At 44.0% G+C, this 17,282-nt stretch carries 11 protein-coding genes and 1 pseudogene; 8 read left to right on the top strand and 4 right to left on the bottom strand.

From position 1 onward, the window contains the following. Positions 1-6: 6 nt before the first annotated feature. Positions 7-659: pseudogene (gene leuE, locus AAX10_RS10575) on the top strand (leucine efflux protein LeuE). A gap of 93 nt (positions 660-752) precedes the next feature. Here leuE and AAX10_RS01180 read toward each other — a convergent pair. Both AAX10_RS01180 and AAX10_RS01175 read right to left on the bottom strand, forming a co-directional pair. After that, positions 753-2,915 carry a malate synthase G gene (locus AAX10_RS01180; RefSeq protein WP_046699616.1) on the bottom strand — a complete coding sequence of 721 codons (2,163 nt, stop codon included), beginning with the start codon at positions 2,913-2,915 and terminating at the stop codon, positions 753-755. A gap of 92 nt (positions 2,916-3,007) precedes the next feature. After that, positions 3,008-4,609: an isocitrate lyase gene (locus AAX10_RS01175; RefSeq protein ID WP_036363470.1), complete on the bottom strand. Its 1,602-nt coding sequence runs from the start codon at positions 4,607-4,609 to the stop codon at positions 3,008-3,010. Positions 4,610-5,048: 439 nt separating this feature from the next. Here AAX10_RS01175 and AAX10_RS01170 point away from each other — a divergent pair, with 439 nt between their 5' ends. From AAX10_RS01170 to AAX10_RS01160, 3 genes are all read left to right on the top strand, one after another. After that, positions 5,049-5,501: a chorismate--pyruvate lyase family protein gene (locus AAX10_RS01170; protein WP_046699615.1), complete on the top strand. Its 453-nt coding sequence runs from the start codon at positions 5,049-5,051 to the stop codon at positions 5,499-5,501. Positions 5,502-5,681: 180 nt separating this feature from the next. Continuing rightward, on the top strand, positions 5,682-7,064 hold the full coding sequence (gene glyA / locus AAX10_RS01165; protein ID WP_046699614.1) for a serine hydroxymethyltransferase: 1,383 nt from the start codon (positions 5,682-5,684) through the stop codon (positions 7,062-7,064). A gap of 239 nt (positions 7,065-7,303) precedes the next feature. Beyond that, entirely contained in the window at positions 7,304-7,834 is a 531-nt protein-coding gene (locus tag AAX10_RS01160; protein ID WP_046697760.1) for a lipocalin family protein, read from the top strand. 69 nt (positions 7,835-7,903) lie between these two features. Here the strand turns inward: AAX10_RS01160 and AAX10_RS01155 are convergent, their stop codons facing one another. Next, positions 7,904-10,054 carry an FAD-dependent oxidoreductase gene (locus tag AAX10_RS01155; protein ID WP_046699613.1) on the bottom strand — a complete coding sequence of 717 codons (2,151 nt, stop codon included), beginning with the start codon at positions 10,052-10,054 and terminating at the stop codon, positions 7,904-7,906. Between the two features lie 201 nt (positions 10,055-10,255). Here AAX10_RS01155 and AAX10_RS01150 point away from each other — a divergent pair, with 201 nt between their 5' ends. Beyond that, positions 10,256-10,606 carry a protein tyrosine phosphatase family protein gene (locus tag AAX10_RS01150; protein WP_036366671.1) on the top strand — a complete coding sequence of 117 codons (351 nt, stop codon included), beginning with the start codon at positions 10,256-10,258 and terminating at the stop codon, positions 10,604-10,606. Positions 10,607-10,693: 87 nt separating this feature from the next. Then, the gene (map, locus tag AAX10_RS01145) at positions 10,694-11,485 is read left to right on the top strand and encodes a type I methionyl aminopeptidase (RefSeq protein WP_046699612.1); all 792 of its coding nucleotides are present in this window, start codon (positions 10,694-10,696) and stop codon (positions 11,483-11,485) included. A 64-nt stretch (positions 11,486-11,549) separates the two neighbouring features. On the opposite strand, the gene AAX10_RS01140 is transcribed toward map, so the two are convergent. Further along, positions 11,550-12,716, bottom strand: coding sequence for a cysteine desulfurase family protein (locus tag AAX10_RS01140; RefSeq protein ID WP_046699611.1), 1,167 nt, complete (start codon positions 12,714-12,716; stop codon positions 11,550-11,552). 114 nt (positions 12,717-12,830) lie between these two features. On the opposite strand from AAX10_RS01140, the gene AAX10_RS01135 reads away from it, so the two are divergent. Next, positions 12,831-13,844 carry a DUF4007 family protein gene (locus AAX10_RS01135; RefSeq protein WP_046699610.1) on the top strand — a complete coding sequence of 338 codons (1,014 nt, stop codon included), beginning with the start codon at positions 12,831-12,833 and terminating at the stop codon, positions 13,842-13,844. A 28-nt stretch (positions 13,845-13,872) separates the two neighbouring features. After that, positions 13,873-17,274, top strand: a complete 3,402-nt coding sequence (locus tag AAX10_RS01130) for a eukaryotic translation initiation factor 3 subunit J (protein WP_046699609.1) — start codon at positions 13,873-13,875, stop codon at positions 17,272-17,274. Positions 17,275-17,282: the final 8 nt, after the last annotated feature.

The raw sequence follows: 17,282 nt of genomic DNA, 5'->3' as shown, positions 1-17,282 counted from the left end.
AAACCCGTGTTCGGCATCACAGACCTGACCGCTTATCTCATCGGCGTGATCATCATCATTACCTTGCCTGGCGCCAACAGTCTGTACTGTCTATCGGTAGCAGCATCTCGTGGCAAAAAAGCCGGCGGACAGACCATGGCAAGAATCTTGGTGGGTGATACAATACTGATACTGGCGACCGTGTTCGGAGCGGGAACACTACTAAAGCTCTACCCCCAGCGTGTTTGATGTCATCAAGCTTATTGGCGGCTGTTATTTGGCATACCTTGGGATACGCCTAATCATCGGGGCTTATCACACATTTAAGAACAGGCATCTCATCGCCAATCAAAGCTTTAACCCACCAAAAGTGGCAAATCAAAACTACTTTCACCGATCGTTGTCGCTCAGCCTGACCAACCCTAAGGCAATTTTGTTTTTCTTGTCGTTTTTTTGTGCAGTTTGTTAGTCCGACTTACGACAAGCCGTTTTTGACGTTTTTTGTATTAGCAGTGATTTTGCAACTTATCAGCTTTTTGTACTTGCTGCTGTTGGTATTTAGCGGCAAAAAACTGGCGGATATATTCGGATCTCGTCCGTTCATTATGACGCTCGCCATGTTTGGCGTGGGGTGTTTATTTGTTGGTTTTAGGATGAATTTGTGGTTGGTAAGGTTGTGATTAAGCTTACCACTTAACGAGAAATAACCTACATTTAAACCAAAAACCCCAAACCTAAGTTTGGGGTTTTGTTAGCTATTTAGGTAACTTATATCAGTCGCCTTGATAGCCTTTAAGTTTCAATCTTGCCTTGTGCAGCAATGGCTCAGTGTAGCCAGACGGCTGTGTCGCGCCTTTGAAGATTAGGTCAGCAGCAGCATTAAAGGCGATGTTATTATCAAAGTCATCCGCCATCGGACGATACGCAGGATCGCTTGCGTTTTGCTCATCCACAACTTTCGCCATGCGTTTTAACACTTCCATCACCTCATCAGACGTTACGACGCCGTGAGCCAACCAGTTGGCAACGTGCTGCGACGAGATACGCAAGGTCGCACGGTCTTCCATCAGACCGACGTTATTGATGTCAGGCACTTTTGAACAGCCCACACCCAAATCAACCCAGCGCACAACATAGCCCAAGATGCCTTGACAATTATTCTCAAGCTCACGACGCTTCTCGTCTGCTGTCCAGTTCGTATCGGTGGCAAGTGGAATGGTCAGAAGATCATCAAGGCTTGGCGTGGCAAGCTTGGCAAGCTCTTCTTGACGGTTCATGACATTACACTGATGGTAATGGATAGCATGGATTACCGCACCGCTAGGTGATGGTACCCAAGCACAGTTCGCGCCAGCTTGTGGGTGTTCGATCTTAGCGCGGTACATGTCAGCCAACTCGTCAGGTTTTGGCCACATGCCTTTACCGATTTGCGCTTTGCCACGAAGCCCTGCTTTTAGACCGATAGACACGTTGCGCTCTTCGTAGGCACCGAACCAAGTTTGACCTTTTACGTCGCCCTTACGCACAAATGCGCCTGCATGCATGGCGGTGTGAATCTCATCGCCTGTTCTATCCATGAAGCCTGTGTTAATAAAGATGGTGCGCTCTGGTGCTTTTTCGATACAGTTTTTAAGGTTGGCAGACGTTCTACGCTCTTCGTCCATGATGCCCATTTTTAGGCTGTTCTTAGGCAGGCCGATTGCTTGCTCGGCACGCTCGAACAGCTCTACTGCAAATGCCACTTCATCAGAGCCATGCATTTTTGGCTTCACAATGTACATCGAACCTGTGCGAGAGTTGCGCAGCGTGTTCTCACCACGGATGTCCACGGCAGTCAGCATTGGCGTGACAAGCGCATCCATGATACCCTCAAAAATCTCTTCGCCATTCACCAAAATCGCAGGGTTCGTCATCAGGTGACCCACGTTACGAAGCAACATGACCGAACGACCGTGTAGCGTCTGAGTGTTGCCCGACAAATCGGTATAAGTACGATCAGCGTTTAGTGTACGAGTGATGGTTTTGCCATTTTTTTCTAGAGTTTCCGATAGATCACCCTTCATTAGACCTAGCCAGTTGCGATAGCCTTCTACTTTCTCTTCAGCATCGACAGCGGCAACTGAGTCTTCTAAGTCTTGAATCGTGGTAACGGCCGATTCTAGAACGACATCCTTAACACCTGCTTTGTCGTCTTTACCGATCGGGCTATTTGGATCGATTTGGATGATGACGTGTAGGCCGTTATTTTTTAGGATAATTTCGGTTGGCTCGTCAGTCGCGCCATTAAAACCAGCAAGTTTATTGTCTTTTAATGTGGTCTTGGTATCGCCTAATAATACTGATAGCTGACCATCTTTGATGGTGTAAGCGGTCGCATCTGCGTGTGAGCCACTTTGTAACGGGAATGTCTCATCTAAGAAATTCTTAGCGAATTCAACGACTTTGGCGCCGCGCACAGGGTTGTAGCCTTTGCCTTTCTCTGTACCATTCTCTTCTGAAATCACATCAAAGCCATACAGAGCATCATACAAGCTGCCCCAACGAGCGTTAGCAGCGTTCAATGCATAACGTGCGTTACGCACAGGCACAACAAGCTGAGCGCCTGCGATGGTCGCAATCTCATCATCCACATTCTGCGTGGTGATCTCAAAGTCAGCAACTTCAGGCTCAAGATAACCAATCTTAGTCAAGAAATTCTTATAGGCGCCAAGCTCATAGGGATTATTCTTGTGCCAGTCATCGATCTTGGCTTGTAGCTCTTCACGGCGAGCAAGTAGTGCTTTGTTTTTTGGGGTTAGGTCAAGAACAACTTGTTCAAAGTTTTTCCAATAAGCGTCGCTGTCAAGCTTAGCAGCTGGCAAAGCCTCATTCTCAATAAAATCAAATAGAATCTTATCGATGGCAAGAGCGCCTTTGGTAATACGAGTAGTAGCCATAATTTTATCCTTAAAATCAAAATTTAAACAAAAACGGTGTTCTACCTTGACAGCAGAACACCGTTTGGATTAGTCATTTAGACAGCGAATGATTAGCCGCCAAATTGGTTCATGGTGTTCTTGCTCGCATCGCCAGCTTTAAGAGCATTCTCACCAGAGAAGATCTCTTTGTGGTCGTCGCCGATGTCAGAACCAGCCATTGCTTGGTGTTTCACGCAAGCGATACCGCCGCGGATTTCTTTACGTTGTACGCCTGCTACGTATGCCAACATGCCTTCATCACCGAAGTAACCTTGTGCTAGCTCGTGAGTAGATAGAGCTGCAGTGTGGTAAGTTGGTAGTGTAATTAGGTGGTGGAATACACCTGCTTCACGAGCTGCGTCTGCTTGGAAAGTACGGATTTTTTCGTCAGCGTCACGAGCCAACTCTGAATCGTCGTACTGTGCGTCCATTAGCTTAGCACGGTCGTAGCCTGATACATCTTTACCTTCAGCAACCCAGCGATCGTACGCTTGTTGACGGAAGTTGATGGTCCAGTTGAATGATGGTGAGTTGTTGTACACCAATTTTGCATCTGGAACTTGTTTTTTGATGTCGTTTACGAAGCTTGCGATGCCTGCTACGTCTGGCGTTGGAGTTTCGATCCAGATCATGTCAGCGCCGTTTTGTAGCGAAGTTACGCAGTCAAGTACAACGCGGTCGTGCTGAGTGCCTTCGCGGAACTGATATAGACCAGAGGCTAGGCGAGTTGGGCGGTGTAGCTTGCCGTCACGCTTGATTAGGATTTCGTCTTCTTTTGCGTCAGCGATGTCGATTTCAGTAGTTTCTAGGTAGCTGATGTACTTAGAAGCTAGGTCGCCTGGCTCACGAGATACTGGGATTTTTTGAGTTAGGTCAGCACCTTCTGAGTCAGTACGTGCTACGATAACACCTTCGTCAACGCCTAGTTCTAGGAACGCGTAACGTACTGCATTGATCTTAGCTAGGAAGTCTTCGTGTGGCACAGTTACTTTACCAGCTTGGTGACCACACTGCTTAGCGTCAGATACTTGGTTTTCGATTTGGATTGCACATGCACCCGCTTCGATCATTTGCTTGGTTAGTAGGTAAGTCGCTTCTTCGTTACCAAAACCTGCGTCGATGTCAGCGATAATTGGTACAACGTGAGTTTCGAAGTTGTCGATTTGGCTTTCGATTTCTTTAACTTTTGCGCTGTCGCCAGCTTCTTCAGCCTTTTGAAGGGCACGGAATAGATCGTTTAGCTCTTTTGCGTCAGCTTGACGTAGGAAAGTGTAGATCTCTTCGATTAGCTTAGGCACAGCGGTTTTTTCGTGCATAGATTGGTCAGGTAATGGACCGAATTCTGAACGAAGTGCAGCAACCATCCAGCCTGATAGGTAGATGTAACGCTTGTTGGTAGTGCCGAAGTATTTTTTGTTAGCAATCATTTTTTGCTGAGCGATGAAACCGTGCCAGCAGCCTAGTGATTGAGTGTATTTGGTGTTGTCAGCATCGTACTCTGCCATGTCTTTACGCATGATGGCAGCGGTGTATTTAGCAATGTCAAGACCTGTTTTGAAGCGGTTTTGAACAATCATACGAGCAGCGTCTTCTGGACGGATAGCGTCCCAAGTGCCACCCAATTTTTCTTTAACACTGCGAACGTGTTCTAAAGCTGATTGATAAGTCATGATAGTCTCCTAGATTCCATGGTGGATTGTCATCAGTACAGCGCCCGCTGCACTAACCAAATCACTGCCTATACCGATGGGTAATTAGTTGCCTGCGATTCTTAAGGTACAGAATACCCAAAAGTTTTGCGTTTATCCAATAGGCGACCATAATGTTCGGTATTTTAAAAATAAATGATAGACCAATTTTCATTACATCAAATGATGATTATTCAATCATATTTCTGTGCAACTTCATGAAAATTCAAAATATTTATCAAAATTTCTCATGTGTCAGTTATGTGAAACCCCACAAAAACCATCAAAATATTCCCTAAAATTTTTAAGAAATTAACCCTAAATTAACCTAAATTTGTAACAATTTATCTTAAAAAATCGCCATTTCTGCCAAAAAATCCACTTTTATGCTAAAATTTTTGCATATTTTTGATCTGTTTTATAAATGAATCCGCCAGATTATTTGATACCCTATTTGACCGCCGAAAGTTCATTGACCGCCCTGCTAGAAGCAAAGTCAGGGCAGCCTTTGCGCGTGCAAGTCATCAAAGAAGGCTATCAAGCCATTGATTTATATTATAAAAAATCACTAAACTTACCTTCTCATCGCCCTGCCTTGGCTTGGGTGCGTGAAGTGCTGTTATTCGGCAGCAGCGAAGCTGCATGGGTGCGCGCCAAGAGCGTCTTTCCTGTGAATAGCCTAGTTGGTGATGCCAAGCGCTTACGCCACCTAAAACGCACCCCCATCGGCTATGTGATGTTCAAAAAGAACCGCAAACTACCCTATGATCGGCATATTTTTTATTATGATGGGCGGTATGGTCGGGCAACCGTCTATGACTGGCAAGGTCGGAAGCTATTAATCGAAGAGCGTTTTTTGGATGCATTTCATCAATAAAAATACAAAGTCTATTTGCTGCTGATTGGTATGCAAATGTATGATACCGATATCACCAATATGGTATGAATTTTATCGCTAGATTGATGCTCAAAAGCGGTAAACAGCTGTGTTATTTTTGGCAAATTATGATACACTAATGGGGATTTTTTTATTCCCCACACTTTAAAAGGTATATCCATGTTTAAAGACATCTCACTACACGCTTACGACCCAGAACTTGCCGCTGCCATCGATGCTGAAAGTCAGCGCCAAGAAGATCACATTGAGCTGATCGCATCAGAAAACTACTGCTCTCCTGCTGTTATGGAAGCTCAAGGTTCATCACTGACCAACAAATACGCCGAAGGCTACCCAGGTAAGCGCTACTACGGCGGATGTGAACACGTGGACGTGATCGAGCAGATCGCCATCGACCGCGCCAAAGAGCTGTTCGGTGCAGACTACGCGAATGTACAGCCTCACGCGGGCTCTAGCGCGAACGCTGCGGTATATCTTGCACTACTAGAAGCAGGCGATACCGTTCTTGGCATGAGCCTGGCTCACGGTGGTCACCTAACTCACGGTGCCAGCGTATCATTCTCAGGCAAAACCTATAATGCGGTGCATTATGGCATCGATGATAATGGCTTGATCGATTATGATGAAGTGGCGCGTCTGGCTCGTGAGCATAAGCCAAAGATGATCATCGCAGGCTTCTCAGCTTATTCACAAGTCATGGATTGGCAAAAATTTCGCGACATCGCAGACGAAGTAGGCGCATACCTATTCGTTGACATGGCGCACGTGGCAGGCTTGGTAGCCGCTGGTGTATATCCAAGCCCCATTCAAATCGCTGACGTCGTCACTACCACAACCCATAAGACCCTACGCGGTCCGCGTTCAGGTCTAATCCTGGCCAAAGCCAACGAAGAGATCGAAAAGAAACTAAACTCAGCGGTATTCCCCGGCTCGCAAGGCGGTCCACTCATGCACGCCATCGCCGCGAAAGCTGCCTGCTTCAAAGAAGCGATGTCACCAGAGTTCAAAGAATACCAACAACAAGTCGTCAAAAACGCACAAGCCATGGCGCAGACCATCGTCGATCGTGGCTATGACGTGGTATCAGGCGGCACCCAAAACCACCTAATGCTGATCAGCCTAATCAAGCAAGGCATCACAGGCAAAGAAGCGGACAAATGGCTTGGCGATGCTCACATCACCGTGAACAAAAACTCTGTGCCAAACGACCCTAAATCACCATTCGTGACCTCAGGCATCCGTCTAGGCACGCCTGCTGTTACTTCGCGCGGCTTCAAAGAAGCTGAGTGCGTTGAGCTGGCAGGTTGGATCTGCGACATCCTAGATGCCAAAGGTGACGAGAAAGTATTGGCAGAAGTTCGCGAGAAAGTCACAGAAGTGTGCAAACGCCTACCTGTGTATCAAAAATCAAAAACCAAAGAGCTGTTCACCAAAATCAGCTCAATGATCGACGAGCAAGCCGATCATGAATTCGTACACACCGCCAAAGAAAAATTCGGCGACCTATATGAAAAAGCCATGCAAAAAATCAACAAGGCTTAATCACTAAACTCAATCCAATAAAAAAGCCACGCCGAATTCGGTGTGGCTTTTTTATTGGGTCAAACTAACGATCCGAAAGATTAGGCACATTCAGATACAAAATCTGTACATCTTTTTGGGTGGTGATGCGATACATTAGAAATGAGCGATCTTTGATGAATGGCTCAGATGTAGATTTTAAATAAAATAAACAAGCTTCATTGCCAATCATTCCACCCAACACCACACAAGGACATACTATGAAAAAATATCTTCTCGCCACCGCCCTAGCGTTCAGCAGTATCGTTCACGCTGCGCCCACCACCGTGCCGCAGGTAGATTTGAACAGCTATCTTGGCACATGGTACGAGATTGGACGACTACCGATGTCATTTCAAAATAAATGCGCCTCTGACGTCAAAGCCACCTATACCCTAAAATCGAATGGTAAAATCACCATCAAAAACGAATGCAAAACTCAGTCAGGCAAAATGACAGACGCAACCGGCGAGGCTTACGCCATCGATCAGACCAACAGTAAATTAAAGGTATCATTTCTGCCATCTATCCTAAAAAAGCTCCCCTTTGGGCAGGCTGACTACTGGGTGCTGGCATTGGGCGAAAAGCAAAATGGCAAATACCAATCAGCACTCGTCGGCACACCAAATAATAAATATCTATGGATCCTATCACGAGACAAGACCTTAGATGCCACTACCTATGATCGCTATCTTGGTATCGCCAAACAAAACGGCTACGACCTAACCAATTTCACCAAAACCGCACAATAACGGTTCATTCACTGATAAAAATAAGCCCATTATCGGGCTTATTTTGTGGTTATCGTATCAATACATCCATCACACCAAAAGTCCAATCTCAAAACCTTCTTTGATGGCGCGCTTAGCATCTAGGCGTTCAGATTTTTTGGCACCGCCAATGACGTGATACTGGGCGCGTGGCGCTTCGCCAACGTTCGGCATGAGCTCATTGACGGATTCTTGTCCGATGCAGACCACGATCGTATCCACACGCAGCAGCTGCGACTGACCACCCACCGTGATCCATAGCCCTTCATCGCTAATACTCTCATAAGATGCGCCGCTAATCTGCTTCACGCCAGCCTGTCTGATGGCAGCTTTATGCACCCAGCCTGTTGTCTTATTCAGGCTATTGCCAAGTTTGCCTTCGCTGCGCTGCAACAGATATAATTGACGATGCGGCCTAGCGTGGATTGGCGTAACCAATGCGCCCTTAGTGGTGTAATTGGAATCACCATCCACGCCCCACTGCCGAAAAAATGCATCAGCCGACTGCGCATCAGGACGATAATCCCGCAAATTAACCTCACTCGATACATCAGAGCCATGCACCAAGAATTCCGCCACATCAAAGCCAATACCGCCTGCACCCAGCACCGCCACGCGCTCGCCTGCCTGCTTGACCCCTGATAACAGCTCGCCATAGCTGATGACTTGCGGCAGTGTCACCCCATCAATGTTCAGCGCACGTGGTATCACGCCTGTCGCCACAATGACGTCATCGAACGCCATCTCATCGAGCATCTGGCGCGTTACAGATGTACTTAGGCGCACGTCCACCCGATGTAATGCCAGCTGCTCATGAAAATAACGAATCGTCTCAAAGAACTCTTCTTTACCCGGGATTACCTTAGCATAATTAAACTGACCGCCCAGCACTTCCTTTGCCTCGAACAGCACGACATGATGCCCACGACGTGCTGCCGTAAGCGCTGCGGTCATGCCTGCCACTCCGCCACCGACGACCGCGACACGCTTGGGTTTTTTGACAGGTTTGATGTCGTATTCGGTCTCATGACACGCCAAAGGATTCACCAGGCAGCTTGCTCGCTTATTCTCAAAGGTATGATCAAGACAGGCTTGATTGCAGCCGATGCAGGTATTAATCAGATGCGCCTTGCCTTGTTTGGCTTTCTCCACCCAATCACTGTCCGCCAAGAATGGTCGCGCCATCTGCACCATGTCCGCTTGCCCCGTCGCCAAAATCTCTTCGGCGGTATCGGGCATGTTAATTCGGTTGGCAGCGATGACAGGGATGCTCACCGCATCCTTAATCGTCTTGGTGAATCTGACAAAGCTTGCGCGTGGCACAGAGGTGACGATGGTCGGTACACGCGCCTCATGCCAGCCGATGCCTGTATTAATCAAGGTCACACCTGCCCGCTCAAGCCATCTAGCGACAGTCACCACTTCATCCATCACCGCGCCATCTTCGACGAATTCTGCCATCGACAGCCGAAAGCTTATGATGAATTCATCGCCCACCGTCTGACGTATCGCCTTGACAATATCAATGGCGAATCTTGCGCGATTCTCTAGGCTGCCGCCATATTCGTCAGTTCGGCGGTTCGTTCGACTTGATAAGAATTGATTGATCAGATACCCTTCTGAGCCCATCACCTCTACGCCATCGTAGCCGGCTTTTTTTGCCAGTGCTGCCGTATGAGCGAAGTCTTCTATCGTCGCCTGAATGTTCTTAATGCTCATCTGGCGCGGCTTGAATGGCGAGATGGGTGATTTGATCGCGCTGGGCGCCACCACAAAAGGATGATAACCATAACGCCCCGAATGCAGAATCTGCAGCAGAATCTTCGCGCCGTGCTTATGCACTGCACGCGTAACCCGAGCGTGATTCACGATGTCGGCGCTGCGGTTTAATGTACCGCCCAGAGGTGTCAGCCAGCCTTCGCGGTTGGGTGAGATGCCACCTGTGACCATGAGCCCCACACCACCTCGAGCGCGCGCCTCAAAGTACGCCGCCAATTTACCATAATGATAAAATCTGTCCTCAAGACCGGTATGCATCGACCCCATGACCACGCGGTTCTTTAGACGTGTAAACCCAAGATCCAGCGGTTTAAACAGATGCGGATAAGGCGTGTCATACTCTGGTGTCTGCGGTGTTTTTTTGAATTTATCACTGACGGTTTTGGCGGTCTTCGTCAAGCGCTCTTTAAAAAACGTCTTCATCCTAATTCCTTATAAGCTTGCGATGGCTTGCTGTTTTTTTAATTTTATCATAAGCCTTGATATGGGGCTTAACATTTTTGACATCTTGACTGCATGGTCATTGATGCGCCCAAATCTTGGATTTAGCCAATTAAATTTGCCAAAAGTACAAAAACCGAGTAAGCTAGTCACACCATTATTCAATATTTTAAGGATTTACCCATGCACGACGTTGCTCCTGAATTTCGCATCACACTATCAGGTCAAATCACCCCTGCTGATGTGGCAGAACTTGCCAAACAAGGCGTAAAAACCATCGTTAATAATCGCCCAGATGGCGAAGAGCCAGGTCAGCCGACCTCAGATGAGATCAAAGCTGCCTGCACTGAGCACGGCATCATCTATAAGCAAATCGCCTTCTCATCAGGCATGCTTGACATGAATCATGTTCAAGAATTCGCTGATTTTTATAACCAAACAGAGCGCCCATTGCACATCTTTTGCCGCACTGGCAACCGCTCGAGCGTGATTTTACAAGCCGCGCGCGAACAAGATCTGCTTGATGAAGAATAAAAACCGTGCGAATTTGATTGATTTTTAGTAAAATAGGTGCCATTGATTGAGCACCTATTTTTTATATAATCACAATGAAGGCATACCATGAGCAAGAATATTCCCATCCTAAACGCTGAAGACATCGAAAAAATGAAAATCGCAGGTCGCCTGGCGGCTGAAGTTCTAGAGATGCTCGATGAGCATGTTAAGGTTGGGGTTAGCACGGGCGAATTAAACGATCTGGCGCATAAATACATCACCGAAGTCCAAGATGCCACGCCCGCCAGCCTAAACTATCACGGCTTTCCAAAATCCATCTGCACTTCGATTAACCATGTCGTGTGCCACGGCATTCCCGACCATGAACGCCTACTAAAAGACGGAGACATCATCAATATCGACGTAACCGTCATCAAAGACGGCTATTATGGCGACACCTCTTGCATGTGGGTCGTTGGTGAAGGTTCTGTAATGGCAAATCGCATCTGCGACGTCGCCCAAAAAGCCCTATACGCTGGCATGAAAGTCGTCAAAGACGGTGCTTATCTTGGTGACATCGGCGCCGCCATCCAAGAAGTGGTCGAGCCTGAACGCTTTAGCATCGTGCGCGAATTCTGCGGGCACGGACTGGGCAAAGAATTCCACTGCGAACCGCAGGTACTACACTACGGCAAAAAAGGCACCGGCGTTCAACTAAAAACAGGCATGGCAATCACCATCGAGCCCATGATTAATCAAGGTGTATGGCAAACCAAAATAATGAAAGACGGCTGGACTGCCATCACCAAGGATCGTAAGCTTTCCGCCCAATGGGAGCACACACTCATCGTTACCGATGATGGCTGCATCGTCACCACTCAGCGAGAAGGTGAAGATTTAAGCTTTTTAAACAGCTAACCACGATACACAAAAAGGACAGATAATGACTGTCCTTTTTTATTTTGATGATGGTGATTACCCACTAAGCGCAGCCCCAAAAAATGTTTTTTAATGACTTTACAGCGAGCACAAACTTCTTAACAACATAATCAATCTCTTCTTTAGTGGTATATCTACCCACTGCCATACGGAACGAGCTTTCCGACTCCTCCTTAGTAACCCCCAATGATTTCATTAGGTCGGAGTGCTCGCGCATCATGCCGTTGCAAGCTGACCCCAAAGAAAACGACACATCAGACTGCATGTTATTTAAAAGCTGCAAAGCATCCACACCTTGAATAGAGATGTATAGATTAGCAGGGTGGCGATCTTTTAGATTTCCATGCACCGAAATTACAAACTCTTTTTGCAATTTATGCAATAAATAATCTCTTAATTCTTGTAATCGCCTTTTTTCCTGCTCTTTTATCATGCTCAGAATTTCAATCGCCTTTGTCAATCCAACAATAAGAGGTGCTGGCAGCGTCCCAGATCGAAAGTTATTTTGCTGACCTCCTCCATAAATCATCGGGGAAAACAACTCTTCCTGTAAGTTTCGCGAAATCAATAGACCAATGCCACATGGTCCATATATCTTATGTCCAGAAATTGTCAAATAATCAATTTCTAAAGCATCGAAGTCAATATCGCAGTATGCTCCCTGTGAAGCATCCACATGCATGGTTACACCATATTGATTACAGGCCACAGCTAGCTCTCTAATAGGCTGATTAGTTCCTATTTCCCCGTTTGTCATACATGCTGACAACCAGAGAACAGAATAGGAACTTAACTTCTCATGGAAGTCCATCAAGTCAAGCACCCCATCGGTAGTTATTTTAACAAACACAAGGATTAAGCCAAGCTCATTAGCAATACACCTCAATGGATTCAGGACAGATTTATGCTCTAGATGGCTGGTTAAAATAACATTTTTGTGCGGATTGCGCTGCAGTGCCAGCCTAATTCCTGAAAAAATTGCCAAATTATTTGCCTCAGTTGCTCCCGAAGTAAAAATAATATCCTCAGGCAAGCAATTGTAAATCCCACTCAATCTCTCCAGACACCCATCAATTAACATCTGTTTGTGCTTACCATAATAATGATGCGAGTGAGGATTTCCGAATTGAGACCAATAAGGATTCATAGCTTTAACAACACGCTCATCACAGGGAGTAGAGGAATTATAATCTAAATAAATATTTCTCATTTTCAATCTTTATAATAAAGAATATCAAAACAGGCATGGATTTTTTTTGTATTTTAGCATAAACTATCCGTTTGGAGAACTCTTCCAAAGCGTTGAATAATACAAGGTATGATGATGCATTATTTTAATTCTATAAGTCACAAAATTAAACCCGTTCTTTCAGGGCATGACACCTTTGCTCTTCGATATGGTTGGTCAAAAAAAGTTTACGATAGAATTGAGCAAGTAACTGATAATAAAAATGTTTTTTCAGAAGAGTCCGCCATTGCAACATTTGGTGTCGGTAAAAACATGTTGAATGCCATGCGACATTGGTCGTTTCATTTAGGGCTAATTGCACGTGATAATCGTACACACAGCTATCTTAATACCAACCTTGTCTGCCAAGAGCATCAAAAACCCTTGGAAGAGACAGGCATCACTTCTAACAACTCTTTTTATCATGCCGAACAGTTTTTTGATGATGAAATTGGTCTTGATCCCTATTTGGAATCTCCCACCACCTTATGGCTTTTCCATTGGGCGTTAGCAACCAAACCTAGTTTAATTACTTATTACTGGTTTTTCAATATCAACACGAAGTCCGAACTTTCACGAGATGACTTTATGAAGCAGATTAAGGATTTTTTGGCTAAATATCCCGAGATTAAGCTACCTTCAGACTCAACACTTAAAAAAGATATTGATTGCTTTATCTTAAATTATAGCTCCAAACACCAAAAAGAGCACGAAGATGCGGAGAGCGCGATCGAAAGCCCTTTGGTGGAGCTTGGGCTTATCTCCAGACCCAATCAGACACAAATTCGCGCACATCGCGGTCAGAAAGCATCATTGAGTATACATGCTTTTGTTTACTGCTTAATACAATTCTGGAAAAAATTCAATGATGGCGCTGGTTCATTATCACTTGAAATGGCAACTTATGATGAATGCTCCGTAGGAAGAGTATTTATGCTGGATGAGGAAAACCTTATTGATTATGCTGAGCAATTAGAGGCTTTTGAATACCCTCTTGTATGGACTCAATCGGCGGGCATTCGGCAGTTTCAATTAATACAAGGCAAAACACTAAGCGATGCTTTTAATGCCAGTATTAATAACATGAAAAAATATGATTATACTCGATAACCACTCAACCAAATAGCAGCTAATAATTATGACAACCGACGTCCTACCAAATTATTCTAATGTCAATTATTTATCTGAAATCGTTGAAAGAAACGATTATTTTCAACGCTCAATCAATATCGACCTTGATACAAATCTTAGGCAAATTATTGATAACTTTTACTGCCCTATCTCATATGAGCAAGTATTGGTTAGAATGGCTAATTTTGGATCGCAAGCTACTCAGCTCGCCTTTACCTGGACAGGCTCTTATGGTTCAGGAAAGTCGAGCCTAGCATTATTTTTGCAGGCTCTCATTAGTCCAGACAATAAATTAAGCAGACTTGCAAAAGAAAAGTTAAGCCCCCAAAATCTTGAGGTCATTACAGAATTCTTTGATAACTCAAGTTATAACTGGCATGTGCTAAATTTGGTGGGCAAAGGTGTTAGCCCTGAGCAACTTTTTAAAGAGGAGTTGTTTAATAAGTCTGAAGTTTCAACTCAAGATATTTTTCAAGCATTATCTGATATCGTTAAAGGCGATAATAAACTCATCATATTTATTGATGAGTTAGGTAAAATACTCGAAGCCGTTAATCGCGGCGAACAAGCCGAAGATATCTATTTTTTGCAACAACTCGCAGAGTTTGTCAATCGCAGCGAAGGCAAGATTTTACTTATTGGCATTCTACACCAATCCTTCACAGCCTACGCACGCCAAGCAAAAAAACAGATTTATAATGAGTGGTTGAAAATCCAAGGTAGATTTATAGATTGCGCCATCACACTTTCTGTTGATGAGCAGCTACACCTTATATCAAGAGTTATTAAAATTAATAAAAACAATGATATTTTTAAGCAGAAACTTCTAAAGAATCAGTCTGCCATAGATGCGCTAGTAAGCAATATCAGTGAAAATAAACCTACAAATGCAAAAAAGCTTAGCTCAGTACTAACAAATATCTTTCCTCTACATCCTTTGGTTGGCATACTACTTTGTCAGCTATCCAAGAAAGATTTCGGGCAAAATCAACGAAGCATCTTCTCATTTTTGATGTCAGCCGAACCTCATGGCTTTGGGGATTATCTCAAACAAACCCCTGTATCAAAGTTTGATGTTTATTCGCCTGATTTATTCTGGGAATATATTGACAGCAATTTAGGTAGTATGATCTTAGCAAGTGAATATGCCAAAACCTGGATGCTGTCCCAAATGGCGGTATCTCGCTATCAAGCGCGCAATGATGGAATGGCAGTAAAATTAATAAAAATCATATCGCTGCTTTCTTTGCTATCTAATGACACAGGCGTACATGGTGATACCACCCTATTATCCATGCTATTACAAGAAGATGCCAAAAAAATACAAACCACTTTGTCTGAATTAGAGGCGTCAGGGTTAATTTTTTATAGCAAATTCAAACAGGCCTACATGCTGAACGAAGGCAGCGATTTTAACCTAAGAAAAGCCATAGAGGAATATATTCCTGAGGTTGATCAGCTGTCTTTTAGCAATCTAAAAAAATTGAACCCGGTAATTGCCAAGCGGCACTACCAATATACAGGGAGCTTACGATGGGCAGAAGTGGTATTAATCTCCTTGCATTCCAACAACTTTGAAGCTACTTTAAAAGAACTGGATGAAAATACTAATGCCTCTTGCATTGCATATCTTTGCGTATTAGTGCCTACCAATAAAGATGAGTATGAAGAGATAAGCAAAAGCTTGTCTAGTATCGTGAACAAGTACCGTAATTTAGCTGTTACTGTAATCGATAATTACAGCACATTTATTGACCTATTAAAGGACTCTTTTGCCATCAAAGAAATCTTAAAATCTGATAATAGGCTAATTAATGACAAGATTGCTCGCCAAGAAACTGAGAATCAACTCCTGTATCTTGAAGATAAAATCAATAGATACCTTCAAAACCTATTAACTAACTCGAAATGGTACAATCAGAGACTTGGCGAAGAAAAAAGATTAAATAGTTTTTCCTTGTCCAGTTTAGTTTCTAACATTGCAGAAGATCAGGTTTCTCAAGCTATCCATTGCCACAATGAATTAATCAATAGAAACCTCCCTTCACCCAGTGCTAAAGGTGCAATCAGAGAACTAGTTAAACGTATGATTGAGAACAGCAAAGAGCCGACCCTAGGTATTGAAAAGTTCCCTCCAGAGAGGGCCATTTATGAGTCTGTACTAAAAAATAATGGGATTCATCGCAGTGATGACGGTCACAATTTTTATTTTACATATCCCAATAAAGAGTCCAGCTTTTATCAAATCTGGAAACAAGCCGATGAATTCATCTCTCAAAAACAAGGTGATTTAGTTACCGCTAATGAGATTTATCAGTTATGGCAATCCAAGCCTTTTGGTGTTAAAGCCGGATTATGCGACATTTTGTATATTGCCTACATTATTTCAAGAAGTGGCGATTTAGCGAACTACATCGAAGGAGAGTATAAGCCAAGTTTACAGTATTTATTAGCTGAATATTTATTAAAATCACCAAAAAATGTCGGCATTCGAGAGGTTGCAAGCTTAAAAGATCAACAACCTTGGATTTATGAGTTAAAAGAGGGGTTGTTATTAGAGTTTTCTACATTGCTTAACAATCATATTGATGATGAGCCTCTGCCAATTGCTCAGGCGCTAATTTCTGTATTTGATAGACTGCCAGGCTGGCTGCAGCGTACGAATGAACTCGAATCAAACACCAAACAATTGCGTAATATTTTAAAACACTCCAACGACCCTAACAAATTATTGTTTGACGATCTACCGAGGTTTTTTGACATTCAAGACACTGATAAGCAAAAGGCCGAGAAAATTATTAGCGCCTTAAAAGAAATGCATCAAAAATATCCCGACCTTGTCGATAAAATTAATAGTCAACTTTTTATTAATTTGAAGTTAGTTCAGTCATATGACATCATCAACCCTCATGATAGCAACCTATTCGATATTATCAACAATCGCGCCAATGCGATCTGGAAAAAAACTGGAGATTTATTGCTCGAACCATTTATTACACGTCTTCGTACTTACCGCGGCACTCCTTCAGAAGCAGAGGGGCTAATAGGGATTTTAGCTAACAACAAGCCTGCAAAAAGCTGGATTGATCAAGACATTCATAAGGCACTACAGCAGTTAAATACTTTAAGCTTCAAATTTTTAGAAGCAGAAGTCAATACTAGCTCATCTGCATCCAGCAACCGTTATAAAGTCTCTGTTATATTAAAATCACCTAGTGAAGTTTCTCATTTTGAAGCTCAAACTGAAGATCAAATAAAGAGAAATGCCCATATTGTCCCAGAAAACCTTGAGATTATCGAAAAGATTCAGGCTCAAATAAATGCATTAGAGTCATTTAGAAGACTGGACAGTAATGATAAGATAGCTACCCTGGCTAAATTATTTCAACAGTTAGCCAATGAAGTATAAGGAGTTAT

Origin of the sequence: Moraxella bovoculi, from assembly GCF_000988745.2 — a bacterium.
GTDB lineage: Bacteria > Pseudomonadota > Gammaproteobacteria > Pseudomonadales > Moraxellaceae > Moraxella > Moraxella bovoculi.
This window is presented reverse-complemented; position numbering and strand designations above follow the sequence as displayed.